Source organism: Euryarchaeota archaeon, assembly GCA_016207515.1.
Taxonomy (GTDB): Archaea; Thermoplasmatota; SW-10-69-26; order JACQPN01; family JACQPN01; genus JACQPN01.
In genome coordinates this window covers 260,544-280,305 of record JACQPN010000025.1, presented here as the reverse complement: position 1 = coordinate 280,305, position 19,762 = coordinate 260,544, and the positions used below count along the sequence as shown (strand labels likewise).

The following is a 19,762-nucleotide window of genomic DNA, read 5'->3' as shown; positions in this document are numbered from 1 at the left end:
TCAGTGTCCCCCTGACCTTGGGCCCATGATCTCGCGCTCCATCGGTGTAATGGCATAAAAGAGTGGTGGATGGGTGCGGTCGACTTTTGTGTCCCTCGGGGGTCGACCCGGCGATGATCTGCCGCCCGCAAGGACCGGTCCGCGGCCCCGACGCCGGGGTTCGGCGGCAAGGCCGCGGTCCACCAGTCGTTGTTCCGGCAGGTGCCGTTTTGCATCACGTCATTTCATTCAAGTTTTCGCGTCCGCAATTCGGGCACTTCAAGGACGCCTGCCCGGGGTCGAACCGGATGGGCTTCGTGCACTGGACGCAGCGCGCGTAATGGGACCGGGCGGCCGTTCCGGATCGCTTCGTCGTCGAACCGGGTGCTCCCAGTTTCATGAGCAGTTCGTTCCTCAACGCCGCCTGCGTGGACTCGTCCAGCCCGGCTTTCATCACGGCCTCCGAGGCCATCGCTCTCCTTGCCGCCTCGCTCTTCAGGGCGCCCTCCGCGGGGCCGCCGCCTCCAAGCTGGTCGGCGCTGCCGAGCGCACGTTGGACGGCGGCGCTACGCGGTCCCGTGAAACCTCCGCCCCCGCCGCCAGCCGCCGCCTCGCCGATCCCAAGGCGCGCCGCCTTCGACTTTAGCATCCTGCTCCCGATCGCGATGCCGCCACCGGTCGCGACCGTGCCGAGGCCGATGGTGAGCCACATGAAGATGGGCGGCACCCCGGGGGTCACGGACTTGATCTGTACGGTGCGAAGGCTGAAGTGCGGGATGACTAGCGTGAAGGAGGCGTTTCCTCGCGATTCGGCGGCGCGCTCAAGGCCCACAGGTTCCCCATCGAGCGTCGCAGATGGCACCAACCCGTCCGCCAGTCGTTGGGGGACGACGAAACGCATCGCCTTGCCCCCGTTACCCGCGTCGGCGGAAATGGAGAGCATCCATGAGCGCGCTTCGCCGCCGAGGCTGTCCACGAAATCGGTCGTGGTCGACGAGGCGCCGGTCGTCACCTCGGCATCGCTTGACCGCCACGAGACGGCCGCAGTGTAGCCGTCGCCGAGGAACGCCGTGCCGACTTCCGAGCGCTCGCGCTCGGCCAATCGGGAGAGCGCTTCAAACGGCTGTTCCGCAGCGACTGTGTCCGTCGCGGTCAGGTACTCGGCGCCTACGAGGGAGCCGACACCGCGCCACGTCGTTGTGACCGACAGTCCGTTGTCTACGAGACGCAGTGCCACCCGTTCCATTGGACCGGCGAGGACGACCCCCGCGGTGGTTCTCGTCGAGGGATCAAAGACGGCCACCCAAGCGCTCTTCGCGGCGAAATCGAGGGTCGTAGGGGTAAGCGGGTCGAGTAACACATCTTTGGACCCCGTCGCATCCCCATAGGCGACGCGTGCGTCTTCGGGTGCCCAAAGCTTCACTTCGGTGACCAGTTCCAACGGGGGCCCGGGCGAACTTGCCAACTTGGTGCGGATGTCTGCGTGCGAGGTCCCCTCGAGAAGCGTGAGCGTGCGCGTGACGGTCGCCGAGCCCGCGCTTGCGTAAGTGCCGCCAGTTTTCAATCCTGGCGCCGAATCGTCAATAGAGGATACGCGCGGCAAAGTCACGTCGACAACCGCCGCGCCTTCCCGCGCCACCACGCCGTTCTCGGCCGAGGCGCGCGACTCTCCAACTGCCGTCCAAACGGAATCGTCATCGGCGCCGGCCGACGGGAATGAATGGTGCGCGAGGGCGTCTCTTTCCTCATCCCACGACACCCACGTGGCGCCCAACGCGACGATCGGCGTCGCGATCAACAAGGACGCAACGAGCAGTGCCTGGCCTACCGAGATCCTTTTCATCATGTCTCTCGCCTCGTGTTCATCGCGCCGCAGGCGGCGCACGTTGCGGACCCAGCGTCCTTGGCGAAGGCGACGGGTTGACCGCAACGAGAGCATTTCGCTTCCGCCGGTCGAAGGTCTGGCCCCTTGGGTCCCGAGGGTGCCGCGGGCCCCGCGAGCTTCGCAAGGAGCGCTGCCTTCGCGGCCTGTGTCTCCGCGTCCATCCCAAGCGCCTTTCGCACGGCGTCGCTTTGAGCGCCCGACGGCAACCGGTCGCTAGTCATTCGTTCCCGGTCCCCCGCGATGATGCCTTTCACCTCGCGCGTCTCGCCGGAACCGGATGGTCCCTCGTCGTCGGGCGCGTATCCGAGCGCCCGCCTCACCGCCGCGCTTTGAGTGCCGGCGCCGAACCGTTCCGTGCCGCGCGCCGCGGCGCCACCGCCAAGTGCCTGTCGGGCCAGGACCAGCGCTTCGGCGCTCACGATCGCGCCAAGGCCCAACGTCGCCCACAGGAAGATGGGCGCGAGGCCCGGCACGACGCTTCGGACCTGTACGCTACGGACGCTGAAATGGTCGATCGGCGCCAGCGCGACAAGCGTCACGTCGTCGCTCATCGCCGCGATCTTCGAAAGCGACAACTCGGCGCCGTCGATGGTGAAAGCCACGGAACCGTCCGCGAGCACGTGGGCCGGAAGTATGAGACGCACGGCCTCTCCGCCTTGCGTCGAAGGGGCCTCGACCCGGAGGTCCCATTCCATCGGGAACCCGTTCAAGGCGGTCCAATCCGCGGCAAGCCCCGAGGCCACACCCGCCTCCATCGTGGAACGGGCCCCCGCCCAGCCTACGGCCGCGGCGCGGTCGTCTGCAAGGACCGCGGTCCCGATCTCTTCTTCGTCCTGGTGAGCGATCTCCATCACCCCGGCGTAGCGCGTCGCGTCCGTGTCGGCCACGTCGTAAGCGAGGATGTACTGGGCGGACAGAAGCGATCCGACGGCTTCGTAGTCGGTCCGTATCCTGAGAAGCGCTCCTGACAGCGTCGCCGTCGCCGACCTAGCATCGCCAGAGAAGACGACGCCGGCGACGGAAACGTCGGTCGGCCTATACACCGCGAACCAACCGTTCCCGGCGTCGAACGTGACGCTCACAGCCTCGCCGTCGACGAGCCGCAAGGTGTGTACGGTCGCTCCCGATGCGTGTGCGAGCCACGAGCCTGACGGAGCCGTGATGACGGTCTCCGTCGTGAGGTTCAGGGTGTCGCCGGGCGAGGAACGGATGACGTTTCTAACGTCTCCGTGGAGCGTGCCTTCAAGGAAAGTGAGCGTACGCTTCGCGTTCAAGGTGCCACGCAGGTGCGAAAGTTCGACCATCAAGAGCCCGTCGTTCGCGTCGTCGTGATGCTGGGGAGCGGCGGAAAACCCCTGGAGTTCCTGTGGCCCACCGTTCACGGTGACGTTCTTCGGGGGAAGCGAACGCACGCGCGCCTCCCCGAGCGATTGCAGGCCCTCGCCGCGATCGAAGCCCAAGACGCCGCCCAAGAGATTGGTGAGCGAGAGCGTTCCGCCGTTCCAGGTGGTGACGACCGCGGCGTTCAAGGAAGTACCATGGACGTAGGCTTGAACCCCTCGCCCCGGAAGGTATTCCCTTCCTGGCGCGCCTGAGATCTCGCTACCGAGCCATGCGTCCGTGTATGCCTCGACATGGGTGAGACCCTTCGCGTAGAGATCCTTGTAGATGCCGAGCGTCCCCTGGCTCGGGATGCCGTCCGTCGGCAGGCCGGTCTGGGAGGCGACGATGGTGACTTCGCGGACCGACGCCGAAGACACGGCCCCGAAGTCGTCGGTGACAACGAGGACTACAGGGTAGTTCCCCGCTGCTGCGTACGTGTGCGTCGGCGTCACCTGGTCGCTTTTCGCGCCGTCCCCAAAATCCCACGACCACGAGACGATGCGGCCATCGGGATCCGCCGACACGTCGGCGAAGTTCACGCTGTCGCCCACGGCGGGAAGGATGGGCGAGAAAACGAATCCGGCCACGGGGGGAAGGGTCGGGCCGATTGAAGTGAGAAGGAACGGCGCCGAAGCGACGGCAGGCGAAGCGCCGCGCCGTGCCGAAATGCTGTAGTTTCCGGCGGGCTCTCCCGAGTAATCCCAAAGAAGCCAGTTCTCGACGAGGGCGTCCGGGACATGCTCGGAGAACCCTTTCGTGACGGTGATGTCGAACGTCACCGTGGGCGAGATGCTCGTTGGCCCGACGGCTTTGAGGATCACGTCCGCCTCGTAGGGGCCACGCCCGAACTTTTCGAGATCCGCCCTCGACACCGTGACGTTCTCCTCGGGTCCGTTGGCCCGGGACGCTTTCACGATGGTGCGGTTGGTGCCGCCCAACCGGTACACTTCGAGGTCGATATTGGTGTCGCGCGTCCTCACCGCGGCGTGTTGGCCGGAGAGTCTCACGTTCACCGATTGCACGTCGTCGCCTATGTCGAAAGCGATCTTCTTCGTGGTTCCCGTCGCGTCGCTTCGAAGGAACGAATCGCTCGTCGTGTCGCTCGCAGGCTTCTTAGAGGAATCGCCTACGACGGCGGCTCTCGGCGACGAACCCACGGAAAGCACGGTCTCGCCACTTGGCCCGACCGCGAGTCCCGTCACGTTGCCGTACGTCATAAGCCCCAACGGCGCCGGGGAGCCCGTAAGATAGATGGCGTTCTTCCCGCCGGGAAGCGCGACGCCTTCGATGGGTGCCAGCGTCTTATCGAGGTATGTGAAATTGAGACGCGAATCCGAGACCAGCGTGAAGATGTGGAGTTGGACGCTTCCCGTGCCTTGGGATTGCGCCACGAAGATTGCGACGGAAAGCGCATCACCCCTTGCGAGCGAAAAGTCGTCGGCCGTCCCGCTCGCCTTGAGAAACGCTCGCGCGTTCGTCGCCGCCTGGGCCGTGCCGACGAGTTTCACGGTACCGGCGGGCGCCGTGATCCCGTCCCAGTCAAGAGGAAGCGGGTCGGGACCGACAAGTGCGAGAAGTGTCGTGCCTTGCGTGTTCGTCCAATCCACGTCCACCGCCAGTTCGAGCGGTCCCGACAGCGTGAGATCGTTCTCCAGTGGGAGTGTGCGCCACGTCCCGAAGGGAAGGATCGCGTCCGTCGACGCGAACGTGCGTGCGATCAACTGCTCATTCGTGCCCTTCGGCGCGTCCCGCACGAGATCGCCCGGGACGACGGGTTCCGAGGCGCTATTCACCGTGACGCCTACGAGATGAAGAGTGGACGCGGCGGGCGTGCTTGAGAAGTCCGGACCGAGTTGGAGCGCTTTCACCTTCTCCGCCTCGTCTTTTCCGACGACGACAAGGACGCTCACGGGCACGTCCCCGCCATCGATGGTCAGCAATCCCATTTCGCCGGGCTTCGCCGACGCCGGGACATGCACCGTGAAGGCAAGGGAGGATGTTTTCCCGGGAAGGACGCTGAGACCGAGCGAGTTGCCGTCGATACGCCAGCCGTCGATGCTCAGTTTCGCAAGTAGATCGGTCGTGAGGTCGATCGCAATACCGGGAGGCGAAGAGGCAGTGAAGGAGATAGTCGTGTCCCGGCCGGGCTCGGCGGCGACGATTGCTGAGGTGGGCCGGACGGTGACGTGGCGGTTGTAGGAGAGGTTCGACTTGAACGTGAAACTCGACCCAGGGGCCGTCGTGTCCACCTCGTTACAGGGGCTGCAGCCGCTGGACCCAAGGCCGTCTTGGTTTCTCACCAACGGGTTCACGAACGTGGTGCCGTCTTCCCAGACTACTGCCGTTTCGGTCGCCGTTCCATTCGGAATCGCGATGCTGAAGCTTCGTGGGACCGTCACCGCGATCTCGTTCTTGGATTGGTCAAGCGTTGGCGCGGCCAGCACGTTGATCGCGGTGTCGCCGGGTGAATCCAGTGTTGCGAAGGGTGGATTGGCGCCGGTACTGTCGCGAAACACGGAAACGCGCCACGAGCGCCCGCCCGGCTCGTCCCAGTAGAAGTTCCACACCTGCGAGTTCGTCCCATCCCTGAACGCCCCGTTGATGTCCTGCAGCCGGAAGTGGACCTCGAAACGGTCGTCGCCCCTTTCCTCGAACCAGCCGCTCAACACGTCGGAGTTCGGCGCGTCCACGTGTTGGTTCTGGATCGGGTCGAATTCATCGCCAGAGGGGTCAACCACCTCAGGATTGCCGGGTGATCCCGCCGAAGCAGTCCAAGGGAGTAGAATCGAGACAACGGCGAGCATGACAAGCGCGTAATGGATCGGCCGCGTACCGGCAACCGCAAGGATGTTCGATGGTCGTTGGGCGCTTTGTCTTGGCATCGGTTCAGGCCCGCGTGATCTCCACGGCCGTCGCGTTCCCGCTGAACTTCGTGTTCTGGGCGGAGATGACGTAGCTTCCGGAGAAGTCACGGATGAGCACGACGTCCCCGATGTGGAGATCGGTGTTCACGTCGTTGAAGGTGATGGACTTGTGCTCCGTGCGGACTTCGAACTCGTACGTCGCGAAGCTCCCGGTCCCGCGCTGGTCGTGTATCGCGACGCCGAGGAGTTTGACGTAATTCGTGTCGATGGTGGCTCCCTCCGGGTTGGTCCCGGAGTAAAGGTTACGAATCGTTGACGAGAACGTGAAATCGCGTCCTGGCGCCGCGGCGTCCAGTTGGCGGCAGGGGGCACACCCGTGTCGGTCGCTTCCTGGGGCAAGCCCCTCGAAGCTGTCGGCACGGGGGGCCGTGAAGGTGGTGCCAGACCCGAATTCCCACTGTTGGCCGGTGAGCGCGTCCGCAAAAGCGCGCGGGAACGTAATAGTGATCTCGTCGGCCGCGATATCGAAAGCGATGGTGGCCACTCCGTCATCCGTGTTGGCGCCGCCGGGCGACAAAGCTCCGAAGGTCCCGCCTAGGATGTCTCTGCCGGCACGCGCCGTGAAAGCGTCGCTACCGGCATTCCAAGAGACCACCCAAAGATGTGATGTCACGCCGATGCGGTACGCCGATGGCGTGTTCACGGTGAGGTCGGCAGCGGCGACATGGACCTGGAACTGCGCGGAGGTTTCGGTGAACCACGCCGCGACGAGGTCCAAGTCGGTCTCCTCGACGGGCGCGCCGGTGAAGGCATCGGCCGTATCCCCGTAAGTGTCTACTACCTCGGGGGCCGAGCGCGTTCCGGCGAATCCCGCGGGTGAGACGGCCAGTCCCGCGACGGCAAGCGCCAACGCCGTTCGCCACGAAAACCGTATTCTACCCCTCATGCGGCGGTCGAGCCTCTTGGCGGCGTTTAAGGCTATCGACGCATAACATGGAATTCCGATTGACGAATCGGGTTTTCGGGCGAGCTAAACGCGGTCAAGTAGAGTCGAATCCGGCACCCGAGCCGGGTGCGGCACGGGCGAATGAGGGGTCGTCACCGGAGTCGACGCTTCGCCGTTCGGGTCACTCCAAGATCAGCAGAGCGTCGGCGTCTCAGGAGCACGTAGGCATACTTGCCGGTTGACCACCGGGACGAATTGGTTGATGAGCGTCGGGTCCGGGTCGTACACGCTCAAGCAGCTCCCATCCGTGCCTTGGAAGTTGCAGGGTTCCATCGATATCGTCACGCTCGGCGAATTGGCGATTTCCGATGACGTCTTGCTCACGTCGTGCAAGTAGTAGATCGGCACCGGGCTCGCCGCCGGCACATGTGCGTGTTGCCGCACGGTCACGCCGGCCGCGTTGAGGAGCATATCGATGCCGATGCCGTTGGTCGCTGGCTCCGTCTGGATGAGGACGCGGGACCTCGTGTACGTAGGATCGCCCCCGTCGTGCCTGATGGTCAGTGAGTGGGCTTTGCCCAGGAACTTGAAGTTGTTTCCCTGGTTTATCTGCCAATTCCCGGCGAAGTGCTCGATGAATACGGTCGAGGATGCTGGGATCGGGTAGTCGACGCCGTCGAACGTGAGGTCTTTCGGGATGTTCTTTGTGTCGAACTCAATCAGGTCGACGGAGCCAGAGGCGTGACCGTTGGGTGCAGTCTGGCCGTCGAACCTCACAGTGTTGATGTTTACGGGTTGGTAGACTTGGGACGGGGTCCCGGACCAGATCGGGGGGTCGTCCTGCCCCAGATGCCCGGCCGCCGGGACGCCAAGAAAGGCCGACGCCAAGCCGAGCATGGCGAATGCGCTAATGGCAAATCTCGTCTTTTTCACCTCGTATGGCGACATCCGCATACTTTTTCGCCCCCTTTGGCGCCTCCCATCAAGCCCCGGGGGCGCCTTGGTTCAGAACCTAATTGACCATTGTTGTCCAGCCCTTCTCGGCCTCAGGACCAGACACGCGCCCTCCTTCCTCCGTGCCCAACAGCGGGATTTGTTGACGCGACTTGGCGAGATAAGCCTTCTTGTCAAGGCGTGAACGCGCTTCGCAGGATGCAGGCCCGCACAAGCGGGCGTCAAGGCCGCCGCCTCCTTGGCATCGAAACGTCGATAGACGTTATTAACCACCACTGGGCTCCGGAGGTCGTGCTAGAGGACGCGTTGGGGGCGCGGTCCAAGGTCCGCATCGTGCGCGAACTCGCTCGCCGGGGTAACGACGAGGTCACCACGGACGACCTGGCCAAGGCGACGGGCCAGTCCACGGGCACTCTTGTCCCGGCTCTCCAACAATTGGCGCTTGCGGGAGTGATATCGACGCGCCTCGTCGGGAAGAGCCGCGTTTTCAGGCTTGCCGCGGATTATCCATTGGGTGTCGTCTTGAAACGCATCTTCGAGGAAGAATCGGTGGCGATCCACCGGCAGGCGGAGGAGATACTCAGGAAAGCCGGCCGCGACGGCATCCGTTATGCCTTCTGGGTCTTCGACCCCTCGGAGTCGGAGGATCGCCGCAGGGCATTGTGGCTCGTCGCCATCGCGGATGATGCGTCGAAGGTCGAAACCGCGCTCGTCAATGCTGCTGGACAGCTTTCACCGTTCTCGGTGCGTGTGATCGGCGTGGAGGCGACTCGGAAAGCCGTGCTCGCAAACGACGAGGAGCACATGCGGCTCATCGAAAGGGGACGGATCGTGTTCGCGGACAAGACTTGGCTGGATACGAAGTAGCGTTCTCTATTCCGCTAGGAGTTCATCGAGTTTTGTGGTGACGCCAAGCCGTGCCCCGATGGTCCTTAATCTTGGAATGTCAAGAGCCTTTTCCATGAGGTCTATGATGGATCGAGCGTCCTCGAGGTCTTGGGGCGAACCATAGAGAAGCTTGAATGCGATGGTGTCCTCCGGCGATGCCACGCGAACCCGCCCGTCGCCAAACGCCACCTCCACGGCAGAGGCGATTTGGGTCAACTCTGGCTCGCCCCGCGCAATCTTCGCGTCCACGTGGAACGGGGAATCGTTGTCGAAGATGGTGACGTGTCCGCCGAGTTCGCCCACGTCCTTGAAATCCAAGGGGTTCGCCGAAAACCCCTCAACCTCCAGGCACGTCACGAACGACGTCAGGCTCCCGGGGGGGATGGAGAGGAGCACGTCCACGTCGGCCGTCGCCCGCGGGCGGCCCCAGGCCATGACGGCCATCCCGCCGACCATTGCGTAACCGACGCCGGCCCTCGTCGCGGCCCGGTCGAAGGCCAGTGCCACGGATTCAACCTCGCGCACGCTCGGCCGCCTGTCTGAGTCTTTTTGCGAAATTCATCAGGCTAAACCCCATCCGCATCCTGACCGCAATCGGGAGATCACGCAACCGTTCGGTCTCCCGCAGTTTCTTGGCACGACGCCAATCCATCATCCCTGAGATTGGCTTTCCGTGCTCAAGAAGGCTTCGTCCGGGACCGTGAAGATGTGCATTGGCGCAAGCCGGACCGCCTTCAATGTCCCCGATATCTGTTCACCTAAAGTCCGATCGGGACGACGGTAAACGTCAACACCAGTATCACCGCGGCCGCAAGTCCCCAGAGTCTCCCGTTCCGGTCAAGCGGTGTCACGTCGTTCAAGGGCTGCGGGTGCACGACACCGCTCACGAGGAGGAGTCCCGCGACGAACACCCACGGAGTCCAGAAGATGCCGAGTCCAGCGAGGACCACTATCGCGCCGTACCCGAGGAATTTCGCCTTGGGCCCAAGGAACGCCCGTGCCACCATCCCGCCGTCGAGGGCTCCTCCGGGAAGGAGGTTGATGGCCGTGATGAACATCCCGGCCCACCCCGCAAGCGCCAACGGGTGAAGCCGCGCCGCGTCGGGGATACCGAGGAGTTTCGACATACCGGTCACGATGAGGGGCTCGCCAATCGTGATGTTGATTATCTTTTCACCGGCCGAAACGCTCGCGGCCGCCCCTCCGACGGTCGTCGAGAGGGTGAGCCCGAGTGCCAAAAGGAAAAGCGAAGCGATGAAACCGACCACCGGCCCCGCGGCGCCGATGCGCATGAGGGCGTTACGGGTAGGCATCGGGTCCTTGAAGTTCGCGACCGCGCCAAGGGTCCCGAGAAGCGAGAACGGGGGCGGAAGGGGGATGAAGAACGGCCAGGACGCATGCACACCGTTTCGTTTCGCGGCCCATTGGTGGGCAAGCTCGTGGATGGCGACGACCGCAAGAAGCGGTATCGCGAACTGGAAGAGGCCCTTGAGGAGAAACCCAACACTCCACTTGTCGGCCGCCACGCTCGGATCGATGGCGCTTTCGTACGATTGGACGAAAGTCGCGCCTGCGATGACGGTCGCGGCAAGGGTCAAGCCGAAGAGGAGCCAAGCCCGCCACGCCGGGTCTGGTTTCTCCGTCGGTTTTTGCATGATGAATAGCACGTAATCGTCTTTCCGCTTGAGAAGCAGCGGGAACCGGTTGTCCTTCGCGACCTCTTCCTTGAGCGCTCCGAACATGTCGAGCATCTGCGTCGGGTCGGCCGAGGAGAACACGGCGGCGACCTGGTCGTTCGGGTCCACTTCGTAGATGTCGTTGATCTTCTCGATTTTCCGCGATATCTGGGAGAGCGCTTCAAATTCCAAGCGGGGCACCCCCTTGGAGATCTTGCGAGCAGAAGCCCGTCGAAGAGGAAGGGCCCGTCGCTGCTCTCGGGTGGGGACTCACTTGACGACCCCCACGGTCTGGCACTTTGGACACCTGAACTTCGCCGGACGGGTGGCGATCTTCAATGAGAGTTTCTGTCCGCACGACGCGCATTGGACGATCGTGGCGGCGGTAGGTGTAGCCGGAGCGGGCGTAGGGGAAGGGCGCGTGACCGATGCGGGACGTGCTGAGGAGGCGCCCACGCGTCCCATGGCCGGAGGCGCGGAAGGCGTATACTGGGCGCGCGATGGATGGGCGGATGAAGACGCTGGGGTCGGCGCCGCCCCCGGGCTCGGCGGGCTCTGCCAATCCTTCACCGCCTTGTACTTGTTCTTCTTCGCGATGAAGCTCCGAGCGATCTGTAGGACCACGACGAGTACGAGCCCGACGTTCGCGAACATGAGCGTCGTGTCGGCGAAGAGGGGGTTCGGTTCCTTGATGCTGAGGCTTCGAGTCGCCGCCTCGGCGTCCATCGCGGCCACCAGGACGAAAACGCCCGTGAGCCAGCTTGGGATCGCGAGCCTCCAGTGCTTCGTGATCGCGGAAACCGCCCCTTCGCTCATGCAGCCACCACTCCTTTCCCGCTAGTGTAATGGATGAACACGTCCTCAAGGCTTGGTTCCAACGTGTTGATGCTGTGAATGTACCCGAAATTCTGGGTGATCGTAAGTACCTTCGTCACGTCGAAGTCCTTGTCCACGACGACTTTCAAGACACCGTTCTCGAAATTCTCGGAAGTGGCCGGGATCCCCTGCCTGCGAAGTATCCCAAAGAGCAGTTGGACCTGCTCCGGGTTCACGTTCTGGTCCGCCCGGATCTCGATGGTCTTCTCCTTCTCGATCAACCGGGCCAGCTCGTAGGGGTTGCCGATGGCCATCACCTCGCCGCGGCTCATGATGGCCACGCGTTTGCAAAGCCGCTCCGGTTCCTCCATCATGTGCGTCGTCCAGATGATGCTCATGCCTTCTTTGGCAAGCTCCAAAGCGAGGTTGCGGATGCGGATGCTGTTCTGGGGGTCGATGCCCGTCGTCGCCTCGTCCATGAAGAGCACCTTGGGTTCGTGCACCAGCGCACAGGCTATCTCCGCGCGCTTACGCATGCCGAAACTATAACCGCCGATCTTGTCCTTGCGGCGATCCCAGAGGTCGACGCGGTTCAAGACGTCCTTCACGCGCTCGTCGACCTTTTTCTCGCCGAGACCGTAGAGGCTTGCAAAAAAGCGCAGGTTCTGTTCCGAGGAGAGGTCGGGGTAGAGGTTGATCTTGTCCGAGACTACGCCGATGAGTTTTCGGACAGCGTTCTGGTCCTTCACGATGTCTTTGCCATGGATGAGCGCCGTCCCACGCGACGGTTCGAGGAGGGTCGTGAGCATCCTGATCGTTGTCGTCTTCCCCGCCCCGTTCGAGCCGAGGAACCCAAAGATCTCGCCTTCGTCGATGGAAAGGTTGAGGGGCTGCAACGCGACGAAGTCGCCGAATCGTTTTTCGAGTCCCCTTATCTCCACGGCCGCGCCCAAGAAAACTCCGGCCGAGAAACCGTCGCTACCGCGAATAAGCCTGCCGGTAGGCGAGGACGGATGGCGCGGGGTCCCGGTCGTGGCTTTTCGCCGCCAAGCCGTCGTCGTCAGAGCGCCGCTCGGACGTGTTCCTTCGGCATCCTTCCGCTATCTTGCCAATGAAAATGTTAAAAGCGCGTCCGGGCGTTACGGAAGCGATACCATGGCCCGCGTCATGATAGTGGACGATTCGATGTTCATGCGGCAAGTGCTTCGCAACATCCTCACCAAAGCCGGCCACGAGGTGGTGGGCGAGGCGGAAAGCGGCGAGAAATGCCTCGCGGAGGCGCCAAAAGTCAAGCCGGAGCTCGTCACCCTCGACCTCGTCATGCCCGGCATGGGCGGCATGGAGTGCCTCAAGGGGCTTCGCAAGTCCCATCCGAACACGCGAGTCGTCATCGTGAGTGCGATAGGCCAGCAGTCCGAGATCGCCCAAGCGGTGGCGCTCGGCGCCTCTGACTACCTCGTGAAGCCCTTCGACGAGGCGGCAGTGACGAAGACCATCACCACGGTCCTGAAGTGAACACCATGGCGCTCTGGCCCCTAGGCGGTTCGAAGAGCCACGTCTCCTTCCTTCGTTCGGCGCAGGACACGATCAGCCTCCTTCGGTCCATCGGCCACGAATCGACATCGAAAGGTGTCGAGTCGCTTGGCAAACTCACGCGCCAACCCGTCGAAATATCGTCGAGCGGCATCGCGCTCGTCCCATTGACCACCCTCGGCGCGGTGCTTTCGAGGCACTATGGAGCGGCGGCCGCGGCCGGCATGACGTTCGAGCGTGACGCGAACGGTTTTGGCGCGTTGGTCCTTGGAAAGAACGAGGCGCTTCGCCTCGTCGACTTGCTCCTGGGAAAACCCCTAGGATCGACGACGAAGTTCGCCGCCCTCGAGGAGAGCGCGGTCGCGGAGACCGCGAACATCGCGTTGAACGCCATGGTCACCGCCGCCGCAGCTGTGTCGGGCTCGTCGATCAAGACGGGTGTCCCGGATACGACTTTCAAGCCGAAGGAACGGCTCGACGCCTTGTCCATTCCAAGTCACGGCGAAGACCACGCGATACTCCTCGAGACGGCCTTCGCCGAGAAGACGTCCGGGGTCGGTGGCACGATGCTGCTGGTCTTCTTCACGAAGGCCGCAGGCGGGTCCGAATGAGCCGCTTTCGCAAAGAGGAGGGGACCGGTGCGACGGAGTCCCCCGTGGCTCTGATGGTGGAATAAGATGATCGGCGGGGGGCCGGTGGATCCCGTGAATCGTCTCGAGGGGGAACCGTAGGAATGGGTGGCCTGGTGCGCGACGCGCTTCTCGTCGCAAAGAAAGAATTAGTGCACCTGAGTCGCGACAAGCGAAGCCAGGTCCTGACGCTCGTCCTGCCCATCGTCGCGATGGCGGCCTTCTCGTTGAGTTTCGGCGGCCAGAACTTCCAGCCGACCGCGGACTCGGTGCCTTACCCGATGGCGGTGAAGGACATGGACGCTTCCGCCGAGAGCGTCCAGTTCATCGACATACTGTCTCGCACCCAGCTTTTCACCCTGCACATCCTGCCGGCGGACCGGAACGCGTCGGTTTACATGAAGGAGAACGGGATCTACGGGACGCTACTCATCCCCGACGGTTTCGGGGAGGCTTTCAGGAACGGCAAACCGCAGATCGGGTTCCTCTACGACAACTCGAAGCCCTACGTGGGGGCCCTCACCCTCTCTCGCGTGAAACTCGTCTTGGAGGCCATCGCCCTCCAACAAGGGCGCGGGGTGGACTTCCGTTACCAGGAACTCATCGCGACCGGGGGCGCTCTCGACATATTCACGCCGGGCATCGTAGTACTCCTCATCGCCTTCACGAGCCTCAACGACATGGCGACGTCTCTCACCAGGGAGCGTAGCGACGGGACGCTGGGCCGCGTATTCATCTCGCCGGTGAGCAAGACCTCGTTCCTTCTTGGAAAGATCCTCGCCTGCCTCCTTCTCGTTTTCTTCCGCGCCGTCGCGATCCTCGCACTCGCGATATTCGCCCTTGGCGTGCGCTTCCACGGCGACATCCTCACGTTCCTTGTCCTAGCGCTCCTCGTAGGACTTGTGACCCTTGGGATCGGGATACTCCTCGCGGCGAGGGCAAAAAGCGACCGGGAGGTGATGGTGGCGACCCTCATGGTCGTCATCGTGCTCATGTTCATGATGGGTGCGATCACGCCCGTCGACCTCATGGGCGCTCCAGGACAATTCATCGCCGGCATCCTCCCGCACACGCATGCGACATCGGCGTTGCGGCAGGTGATGCTTTTGGGGTATGGCCTGGGGCAGGAACTGACGGCGGTCGGTATATTGGTCGGCTCCACGCTGGTCCTCATGATCGGCGGGGCGTGGCTTTTCAAACGGACCGTGGATTGATCCGCTGCAAAGCGGCCTCAAGCGGGATCCTCCAGAGCCTTTGCTCTTCAGGCCGCGTCTCTCTTGACCTTCGAGCGTTCAGCGTCTTCCATCTCGTCCAGACGAGCCTCGATGAACGCCGGCGGGAAGTACGCGAGGTAGACTGCGAGTGCCGCACCGAACGCCACTAGTTGGGGGACGAGTTCGAGAAGGCCCTTGAAGTGGATGGCGAACGCGGCGGCGCTCGAACCCGCCCAGAAGAGAAGCGCCCCTCCGACGAGTATCGCCCTGTAGTGCGTGCGCACACGTCCGGTCTTGAAGCCGAGGAGGATGAGGCCGAACGTGCCGAGGACGAAAGGCACGAGGGTCAGCACGTATGCGATCTCGGGCGGGAAGATCACCGTCGAGACGTTCGTGTAGAACGGGTAGGTGAAATCGGTGTCGCCCGGCGTCACGCTGCCTTGGATGGTGAGTAGGACCTGGCCCGCCCCGAAGAGCAAGTACACGACGAACGTCGCGGAGCTGAGGACACGTCGACCCGTGAAGATGTAGGCCAAGTAGTACATGAAACCGGCAAGCCCCACGTACACTATCGCGAAGGCGAGGATGAAGAGGAGTCGGAGCGAGAACTCGAGGCCTACGGGTCCGAGGGCGGCCAAGACGAGTAGCGCAAACTGCGTGAGCGCGCTTCCACCGAGGGCCGCCCAATAGAGGCCGAAGAATACCATGGCGGGGCGCGCCTCCGAACTCGTCGCGAACCGGGTCATGAGCCGCCACCCGACGAAGGCGAAAGCGAGCGCCGTGATGAGGTGGATCCCGGCGGAGACGAGTTGGCCGCTGGACATCAGAGTAGCTCCCGCGCCCGGGCAAGGGCGCTCTCGCCGCGTTTTAGCGTTTTCACGGTGTCGGCGCCGATGATGGTGCCGCGGTGGACGTGCATCGAGATCTCGGCGGCGAGAGGGATGGCGCCAGCGCCGTAGACGCGCTCAAGGCTCTCGCGCTCGATGAGACGCAATAGGTCGTCCACCTCGCGATCGACGACGCTCTCCTCGTTCTTGTTCATGCGCCGAAGCGCCCGTCGGATGACGTACGGCGCCATCCCACGGCCGAAGATGGGGGCGAGATTCTCCTCGAGCCGTCGTAGTAGCGGTGCCACCATCCTATCCGCTCCGCCCTTCTCTCATCCGCCACCGATCCGTTTCATGCGGCCGTCTTCCACGTCCATCAGGTGAATGAGTTGCTGGATCCGATCGAACCGGATGGGCTTCTCGATGAGGTCGTAGGCTCCTTGCGCGAGGAGGTTGCGGACCCGTTGATCCTTCGAATCGACGCCCGTCATGACCACCACGCGAGCCGTCGCCTTGACTTTCAGGATTTCGGTCGCCGCTTCGTTTCCCGTCATCCTGGGCATCTCGATGTCCATGAAGACAACATCGGGATCCACTTTCTTGAAAAGCTCGACCGCTTGGATGCCGTCCTCGGCGAGCGAGATGTCGTCCGGCATCGCGCCGAGCCGGGCTAGGATCTGTTGCATGACGAGTCGGATCGTCAGCGAATCGTCCACAACGAGGTATCTGCGCCCCAACTGATCACCGTCCCGTCATGGTGCTCATCGCGGGGCAAAGCGGTGGAGTAGGTCGCCTATATGTTGCGACGGGCAGCCTTGTGGTCGAGGGCGTGATAATTCCACTTCCATGGCAGTCTTTCGCATAAACCCTCCGCTAAGAGAGGAGTAGGTTGAAGGGGACGCCCAGGGGACGGCCGGCAGGCTGCCTTTTCGGACATCACGAGGGGCCTCGTCACGTCACCTGAGTTTGCGGTAGATCCTTTCCCTCGCGTCTACGACCTCGAAAAGACCGCGATGGTGGCGGCGCAGCAGTTCCGTGCGCCCCATCACGAGATAGCCGCCGCTTTTCAACGACGCATGGACGCTTGCGATGAGCTTGTCGTGCATGTCGGGCGTGAAGTAGATGACGACGTTACGGCAAAGGACCAGGTCGAAGAGCCCCGGCGGTTTTCCCGCGGCAAGGTCAAGGCTTCTGAACGTGACGAGGTCGCGTAGGGCCGGTATAGCTTGGTAGCCGTCGCCGGAATCCGCGTCAGGATCACCGGTCGGGCTCGGCGCCGAGACGGTCCGCTCCGCTTCGACGCGTTCCAAATACCGGTCCCGAAGGGGCCGCAGAAGGTTCTTCGTCCGATCGGGCGCATAGCGCCCCGCGCGTGCTCTCGCTAGAGAGTCGACGTCGACATCTGTTGCAAGAATCGAGACGCGGTCGCTTCTGCCCTGGGCGCGCATCCTTTCAAGAAGCGAGATGCCGAGGGAATAAGCCTCCTCGCCGCTTGAGCATCCAGCGCTCCAGCACCGAAGCGGAAAGCGTCTCCCGTCGGCGGGAAGAAGTTCGGGAAGAAGCCGGCGTTCAATGGCCCTCCACGTGGAGGGATCGCGGAAGAACTCCGTAAGGTTGACGGTTATCGCGTCCTTCAACTGGTCTTGCTCCGCCCGGTCGATGCGCGCCGCGTCCAGGTACTCGCGAACATCGGATAGCCCAAGGGCGAGCATGCGGGTCCTGATGCGCCGCCTGAGGTAGACTGGATTGAAGGAGGTGCCGTCGATGCCCAAACGGGTCGTGATGAACGCCACCGCCTCCTCCATGACCTCGGGGTCTATGTCCCTTCGAGTGGATGCGGGTGCGGCCGGTTTGCGCCTCAAGGTGACCATGTCATCTCCGGGCCGCGTCACCTAGCGTTTCAAGGCCGGCGCAATTGACCAGCCGCGTTGGTACAGCTTGGTCGCGGTCAGGGGCGCTAGCCGCCATGGCTCACATGATTGCACAGGGGGATTTTATATATCTACCTGACTTATGAAGGCGAAGCATGGGCTCCGTCGTCACGTTCGCTCACCATAAAGGTGGTACGGGGAAGACGACGACATGCATAAACGTCGCAGGATTCGCCCACCAGAAGGAGGCCAAGGTGCTGGTCGTCGACGTCGACCCGCAGGCCAACGCCACGTCCGGACTTGGTGTCGACGTTTCGACGATCAAGGGCTCGATGTACGACGTCCTCACGGGGGGGCTTGCGATAACGGACGTCATACTCGAAACGGAATCCGGGATCCACCTCGCGCCGTCTACTCTTGATCTCGTGGGGGCGGAACCCTGGCTGTACGCCCAGAAGGACGCCCGTGTCGAACGGCTCGCAAGGGCCCTCGAACCCGTGAAGCCACGCTACGACCTCGTCCTCATCGACACGCCCCCGGGTGCCGGGGTCCTCATGATGAACGGCATCGCCGCGGCCGATAGGATCGTCGTGACACTTGACCCCGGTATCTTCGCCCTCGAAGACGTGAAGACCATAGAGACGCTTCTCGCGGATGTCTCCGAGAACGTCGGATCGAAGCGCGTCGCCGACATCGCGGTGGTCACGCGGGCGATGCGGCCGAGGTTCTTCGAACGGCTCTTCGGCGCGGACGACAACGTGAATGAACTAGCGTCGGACCTGCGGAGGTCCTTCCGTTCGATCCACGTCGTGCCCTTCGACCGTGTCGTTTTCGAGTCGCAGCGCCTCGGCGTCCCTATCTCCGACCTTGATCCCGATTCGCCGGCCGGTAGCGCTTACCGCGACCTCGCGAGGGAAGTGATGAACCATGGTTGATATCATACGCAGGCCCGCCCGCTCCGCGGTCTTTGGAAACACGACCGCCACTCCCGCCGCAGAGGGAAGACCGCGTGTGACGCCTCCGGTCCCCGGCGCGTCAGGGGCCGAGAACCCTCTCGCGAACGTATTCGCGGAACAGGCGCCTCGACCTATCCTTGCAGTGGATTCGTCGAAGAACGTTTCATACGCGAACCCTTGGTTCCGGACCCAATTCAACAGCGGCCAGGATTGCGTCGGACGCGCGATCCAAGATTGGCTGCGCGATGCGCCCGCATTCCTCGATTCCCTCCCGGCGACGGGCTCCGACAGGACGCGCACGGACATCCGCGGACAACCGGTGGAGATCTTCGCGTTCCGCGTCAAGGACGCCGGAAACGCCGCTTGGATGTTGGTGCTCGGCGAGCCGCATAGCACGATGACGACGGAAGTACGGGCACGCACCGCCCGCATCGCCCCCGCGGCGCAGACCCTTGCCACGATGGGTGAGACCCTGTCGGCAACCACCGAGGAGATCTCGGCCGCGATCCAACAAGTGGCCAAAGGGGCCCAAGACCAGGCCCAGCGGGTCGAGGAGACGGTGCGGGCAGTGAAGACGCTCGCCGACGAGATCCACAGCATCAGCGAAGCCGTGAAGAGGGCCCAGGATGCCTCGGCGGCGGCGACCACCGATGCGAAGGCCGGCCAAGAGGCGGCACGCCAGGCCATCGAGAAGATGGCGACGGTGCGTCAAAGTGTGGAAGAGTCGATGAACGTCGTGCGCAAACTCGGCGACCGCTCGACACAGATCCAGAACATCGTAGGTTCGATCACCAATATCGCGCAACAGACGAACCTCCTGGCTTTGAACGCCGCGATCGAGGCGGCCCGCGCGGGCGAGCACGGACGCGGTTTCGCGGTCGTAGCAGAGGAGGTCCGCAAGCTCGCTGATTCGTCCCGAAAGGCCGCCGATCAGATAGTCTCGCTCACGGGCCAGATAAGCGCCGACATCGACCAGGTCGTCGACACCATGGGGGCCCGGACGAAGGACGTCGCCGATTCATCTGTCATCGTCAGCACATCGTTGAAGTCGCTCGGCGAGATAGCCGAGGCGATCGAGGCGACGAACCACATAATCGAGGAGATAAGCCGGGCGACGGAGACGCAGCGCATCGGCGCGGAGACGATCGTGAAGAGTGTGGACGAGGTCGCGGTCATCGCAGAGGAGACCTCAAGCTCCACAGAGGAGACGTCGGCCTCGATCGAGGAGTTCACGTCGAGCATGGAAGAGCTCGCCGTCATCGCACAGGAGCTCGCCCAGACGTCGAAGGAACTCCAACGCCTGCTCGACACTGGCTCTCCCTTCGAACAGAGGAGTTAGCG

18 protein-coding genes are annotated in these 19,762 nt (G+C 63.3%); 6 read left to right on the top strand and 12 right to left on the bottom strand.

The genetic code is table 11. The features are described from left to right. Positions 1 to 214 precede the first annotated feature (214 nt). From HY556_11940 to HY556_11925, 4 genes are all read right to left on the bottom strand, one after another. The gene (locus HY556_11940; protein ID MBI4394487.1) at positions 215 to 1,825 is read right to left on the bottom strand and encodes a hypothetical protein; all 1,611 of its coding nucleotides are present in this window, start codon (positions 1,823 to 1,825) and stop codon (positions 215 to 217) included. Then, a complete protein-coding gene (locus HY556_11935) occupies positions 1,822 to 6,129 on the bottom strand; it encodes a PKD domain-containing protein (GenBank protein MBI4394486.1) in 4,308 nt (1,435 codons plus the stop codon). The genes HY556_11940 and HY556_11935 overlap by 4 nt, the downstream gene beginning before the upstream one ends. Positions 6,130 to 6,133: 4 nt before the next feature. Further along, complete coding sequence (locus HY556_11930; protein MBI4394485.1) at positions 6,134 to 7,057, bottom strand: hypothetical protein; 924 nt, start codon at positions 7,055 to 7,057, stop codon at positions 6,134 to 6,136. A 192-nt stretch (positions 7,058 to 7,249) separates the two neighbouring features. Beyond that, the gene (locus HY556_11925) at positions 7,250 to 7,954 is read right to left on the bottom strand and encodes a hypothetical protein (protein ID MBI4394484.1); all 705 of its coding nucleotides are present in this window, start codon (positions 7,952 to 7,954) and stop codon (positions 7,250 to 7,252) included. A gap of 255 nt (positions 7,955 to 8,209) precedes the next feature. Here HY556_11925 and HY556_11920 point away from each other — a divergent pair, with 255 nt between their 5' ends. Further along, complete coding sequence (locus tag HY556_11920; protein ID MBI4394483.1) at positions 8,210 to 8,878, top strand: winged helix-turn-helix transcriptional regulator; 669 nt, start codon at positions 8,210 to 8,212, stop codon at positions 8,876 to 8,878. A 6-nt stretch (positions 8,879 to 8,884) separates the two neighbouring features. On the opposite strand, the gene HY556_11915 is transcribed toward HY556_11920, so the two are convergent. The 4 genes from HY556_11915 to HY556_11900 all read right to left on the bottom strand — a co-directional run bounded on the left by HY556_11915 (position 8,885) and on the right by HY556_11900 (position 12,332). Further along, a complete protein-coding gene (locus HY556_11915; protein MBI4394482.1) occupies positions 8,885 to 9,406 on the bottom strand; it encodes a hypothetical protein in 522 nt (173 codons plus the stop codon). Between the two features lie 251 nt (positions 9,407 to 9,657). Continuing rightward, on the bottom strand, positions 9,658 to 10,767 hold the full coding sequence (locus tag HY556_11910; GenBank protein MBI4394481.1) for a site-2 protease family protein: 1,110 nt from the start codon (positions 10,765 to 10,767) through the stop codon (positions 9,658 to 9,660). 78 nt (positions 10,768 to 10,845) lie between these two features. Beyond that, positions 10,846 to 11,391, bottom strand: a complete 546-nt coding sequence (locus HY556_11905) for a hypothetical protein (GenBank protein ID MBI4394480.1) — start codon at positions 11,389 to 11,391, stop codon at positions 10,846 to 10,848. Next, a complete protein-coding gene (locus tag HY556_11900; GenBank protein MBI4394479.1) occupies positions 11,388 to 12,332 on the bottom strand; it encodes an ABC transporter ATP-binding protein in 945 nt (314 codons plus the stop codon). The genes HY556_11905 and HY556_11900 overlap by 4 nt, the downstream gene beginning before the upstream one ends. Positions 12,333 to 12,546: 214 nt before the next feature. On the opposite strand from HY556_11900, the gene HY556_11895 reads away from it, so the two are divergent. The 3 genes from HY556_11895 to HY556_11885 all read left to right on the top strand — a co-directional run bounded on the left by HY556_11895 (position 12,547) and on the right by HY556_11885 (position 14,767). Next, positions 12,547 to 12,906 (top strand): response regulator, encoded by a 360-nt coding sequence (locus HY556_11895; protein ID MBI4394478.1) that lies wholly within the window; start codon positions 12,547 to 12,549, stop codon positions 12,904 to 12,906. A gap of 5 nt (positions 12,907 to 12,911) precedes the next feature. Continuing rightward, entirely contained in the window at positions 12,912 to 13,535 is a 624-nt protein-coding gene (locus tag HY556_11890) for a hypothetical protein (GenBank protein MBI4394477.1), read from the top strand. Positions 13,536 to 13,657: 122 nt separating this feature from the next. Continuing rightward, positions 13,658 to 14,767 (top strand): ABC transporter permease, encoded by a 1,110-nt coding sequence (locus HY556_11885; GenBank protein ID MBI4394476.1) that lies wholly within the window; start codon positions 13,658 to 13,660, stop codon positions 14,765 to 14,767. A 47-nt stretch (positions 14,768 to 14,814) separates the two neighbouring features. Here the strand turns inward: HY556_11885 and HY556_11880 are convergent, their stop codons facing one another. From HY556_11880 to HY556_11865, 4 genes are all read right to left on the bottom strand, one after another. Then, entirely contained in the window at positions 14,815 to 15,591 is a 777-nt protein-coding gene (locus tag HY556_11880; protein ID MBI4394475.1) for a hypothetical protein, read from the bottom strand. Then, positions 15,591 to 15,905 carry a hypothetical protein gene (locus HY556_11875; protein ID MBI4394474.1) on the bottom strand — a complete coding sequence of 105 codons (315 nt, stop codon included), beginning with the start codon at positions 15,903 to 15,905 and terminating at the stop codon, positions 15,591 to 15,593. Before HY556_11875 ends, HY556_11880 begins: the two co-directional genes overlap by 1 nt. Before the next feature lie 21 nt (positions 15,906 to 15,926). Then, positions 15,927 to 16,331 carry a response regulator gene (locus tag HY556_11870; protein MBI4394473.1) on the bottom strand — a complete coding sequence of 135 codons (405 nt, stop codon included), beginning with the start codon at positions 16,329 to 16,331 and terminating at the stop codon, positions 15,927 to 15,929. Positions 16,332 to 16,550: 219 nt separating this feature from the next. Further along, a complete protein-coding gene (locus HY556_11865; protein MBI4394472.1) occupies positions 16,551 to 17,465 on the bottom strand; it encodes a protein-glutamate O-methyltransferase CheR in 915 nt (304 codons plus the stop codon). A 155-nt stretch (positions 17,466 to 17,620) separates the two neighbouring features. Between HY556_11865 and HY556_11860 the strand changes: the two genes are divergently transcribed. After that, positions 17,621 to 18,400: an AAA family ATPase gene (locus HY556_11860; GenBank protein MBI4394471.1), complete on the top strand. Its 780-nt coding sequence runs from the start codon at positions 17,621 to 17,623 to the stop codon at positions 18,398 to 18,400. Then, complete coding sequence (locus HY556_11855; GenBank protein ID MBI4394470.1) at positions 18,393 to 19,760, top strand: methyl-accepting chemotaxis protein; 1,368 nt, start codon at positions 18,393 to 18,395, stop codon at positions 19,758 to 19,760. Before HY556_11860 ends, HY556_11855 begins: the two co-directional genes overlap by 8 nt. Positions 19,761 to 19,762 lie beyond the last annotated feature (2 nt).

Bases quoted from the DNA above. Each gene is read 5' to 3' on its own strand.
- HY556_11940 (MBI4394487.1), bottom strand. From the start codon at position 1,825: ATGATGAAAAGGATCTCGGTAGGCCAGGCACTGCTCGTTGCGTCCTTG.
- HY556_11860 (MBI4394471.1), top strand. From the start codon at position 17,621: ATGGGCTCCGTCGTCACGTTCGCTCACCATAAAGGTGGTACGGGGAAG.
- HY556_11890 (MBI4394477.1), top strand. From the start codon at position 12,912: ATGGCGCTCTGGCCCCTAGGCGGTTCGAAGAGCCACGTCTCCTTCCTT.
- HY556_11920 (MBI4394483.1), top strand. From the start codon at position 8,210: ATGCAGGCCCGCACAAGCGGGCGTCAAGGCCGCCGCCTCCTTGGCATC.
- HY556_11855 (MBI4394470.1), top strand. From the start codon at position 18,393: ATGGTTGATATCATACGCAGGCCCGCCCGCTCCGCGGTCTTTGGAAAC.
- HY556_11905 (MBI4394480.1), bottom strand. From the start codon at position 11,391: ATGAGCGAAGGGGCGGTTTCCGCGATCACGAAGCACTGGAGGCTCGCG.
- HY556_11935 (MBI4394486.1), bottom strand. From the start codon at position 6,129: ATGCCAAGACAAAGCGCCCAACGACCATCGAACATCCTTGCGGTTGCC.
- HY556_11925 (MBI4394484.1), bottom strand. From the start codon at position 7,954: ATGCTCGGCTTGGCGTCGGCCTTTCTTGGCGTCCCGGCGGCCGGGCAT.
- HY556_11880 (MBI4394475.1), bottom strand. From the start codon at position 15,591: ATGTCCAGCGGCCAACTCGTCTCCGCCGGGATCCACCTCATCACGGCG.
- HY556_11875 (MBI4394474.1), bottom strand. From the start codon at position 15,905: ATGGTGGCACCGCTACTACGACGGCTCGAGGAGAATCTCGCCCCCATC.
- HY556_11930 (MBI4394485.1), bottom strand. From the start codon at position 7,057: ATGAGGGGTAGAATACGGTTTTCGTGGCGAACGGCGTTGGCGCTTGCC.
- HY556_11885 (MBI4394476.1), top strand. From the start codon at position 13,658: ATGGGTGGCCTGGTGCGCGACGCGCTTCTCGTCGCAAAGAAAGAATTA.
- HY556_11895 (MBI4394478.1), top strand. From the start codon at position 12,547: ATGGCCCGCGTCATGATAGTGGACGATTCGATGTTCATGCGGCAAGTG.
- HY556_11865 (MBI4394472.1), bottom strand. From the start codon at position 17,465: ATGGTCACCTTGAGGCGCAAACCGGCCGCACCCGCATCCACTCGAAGG.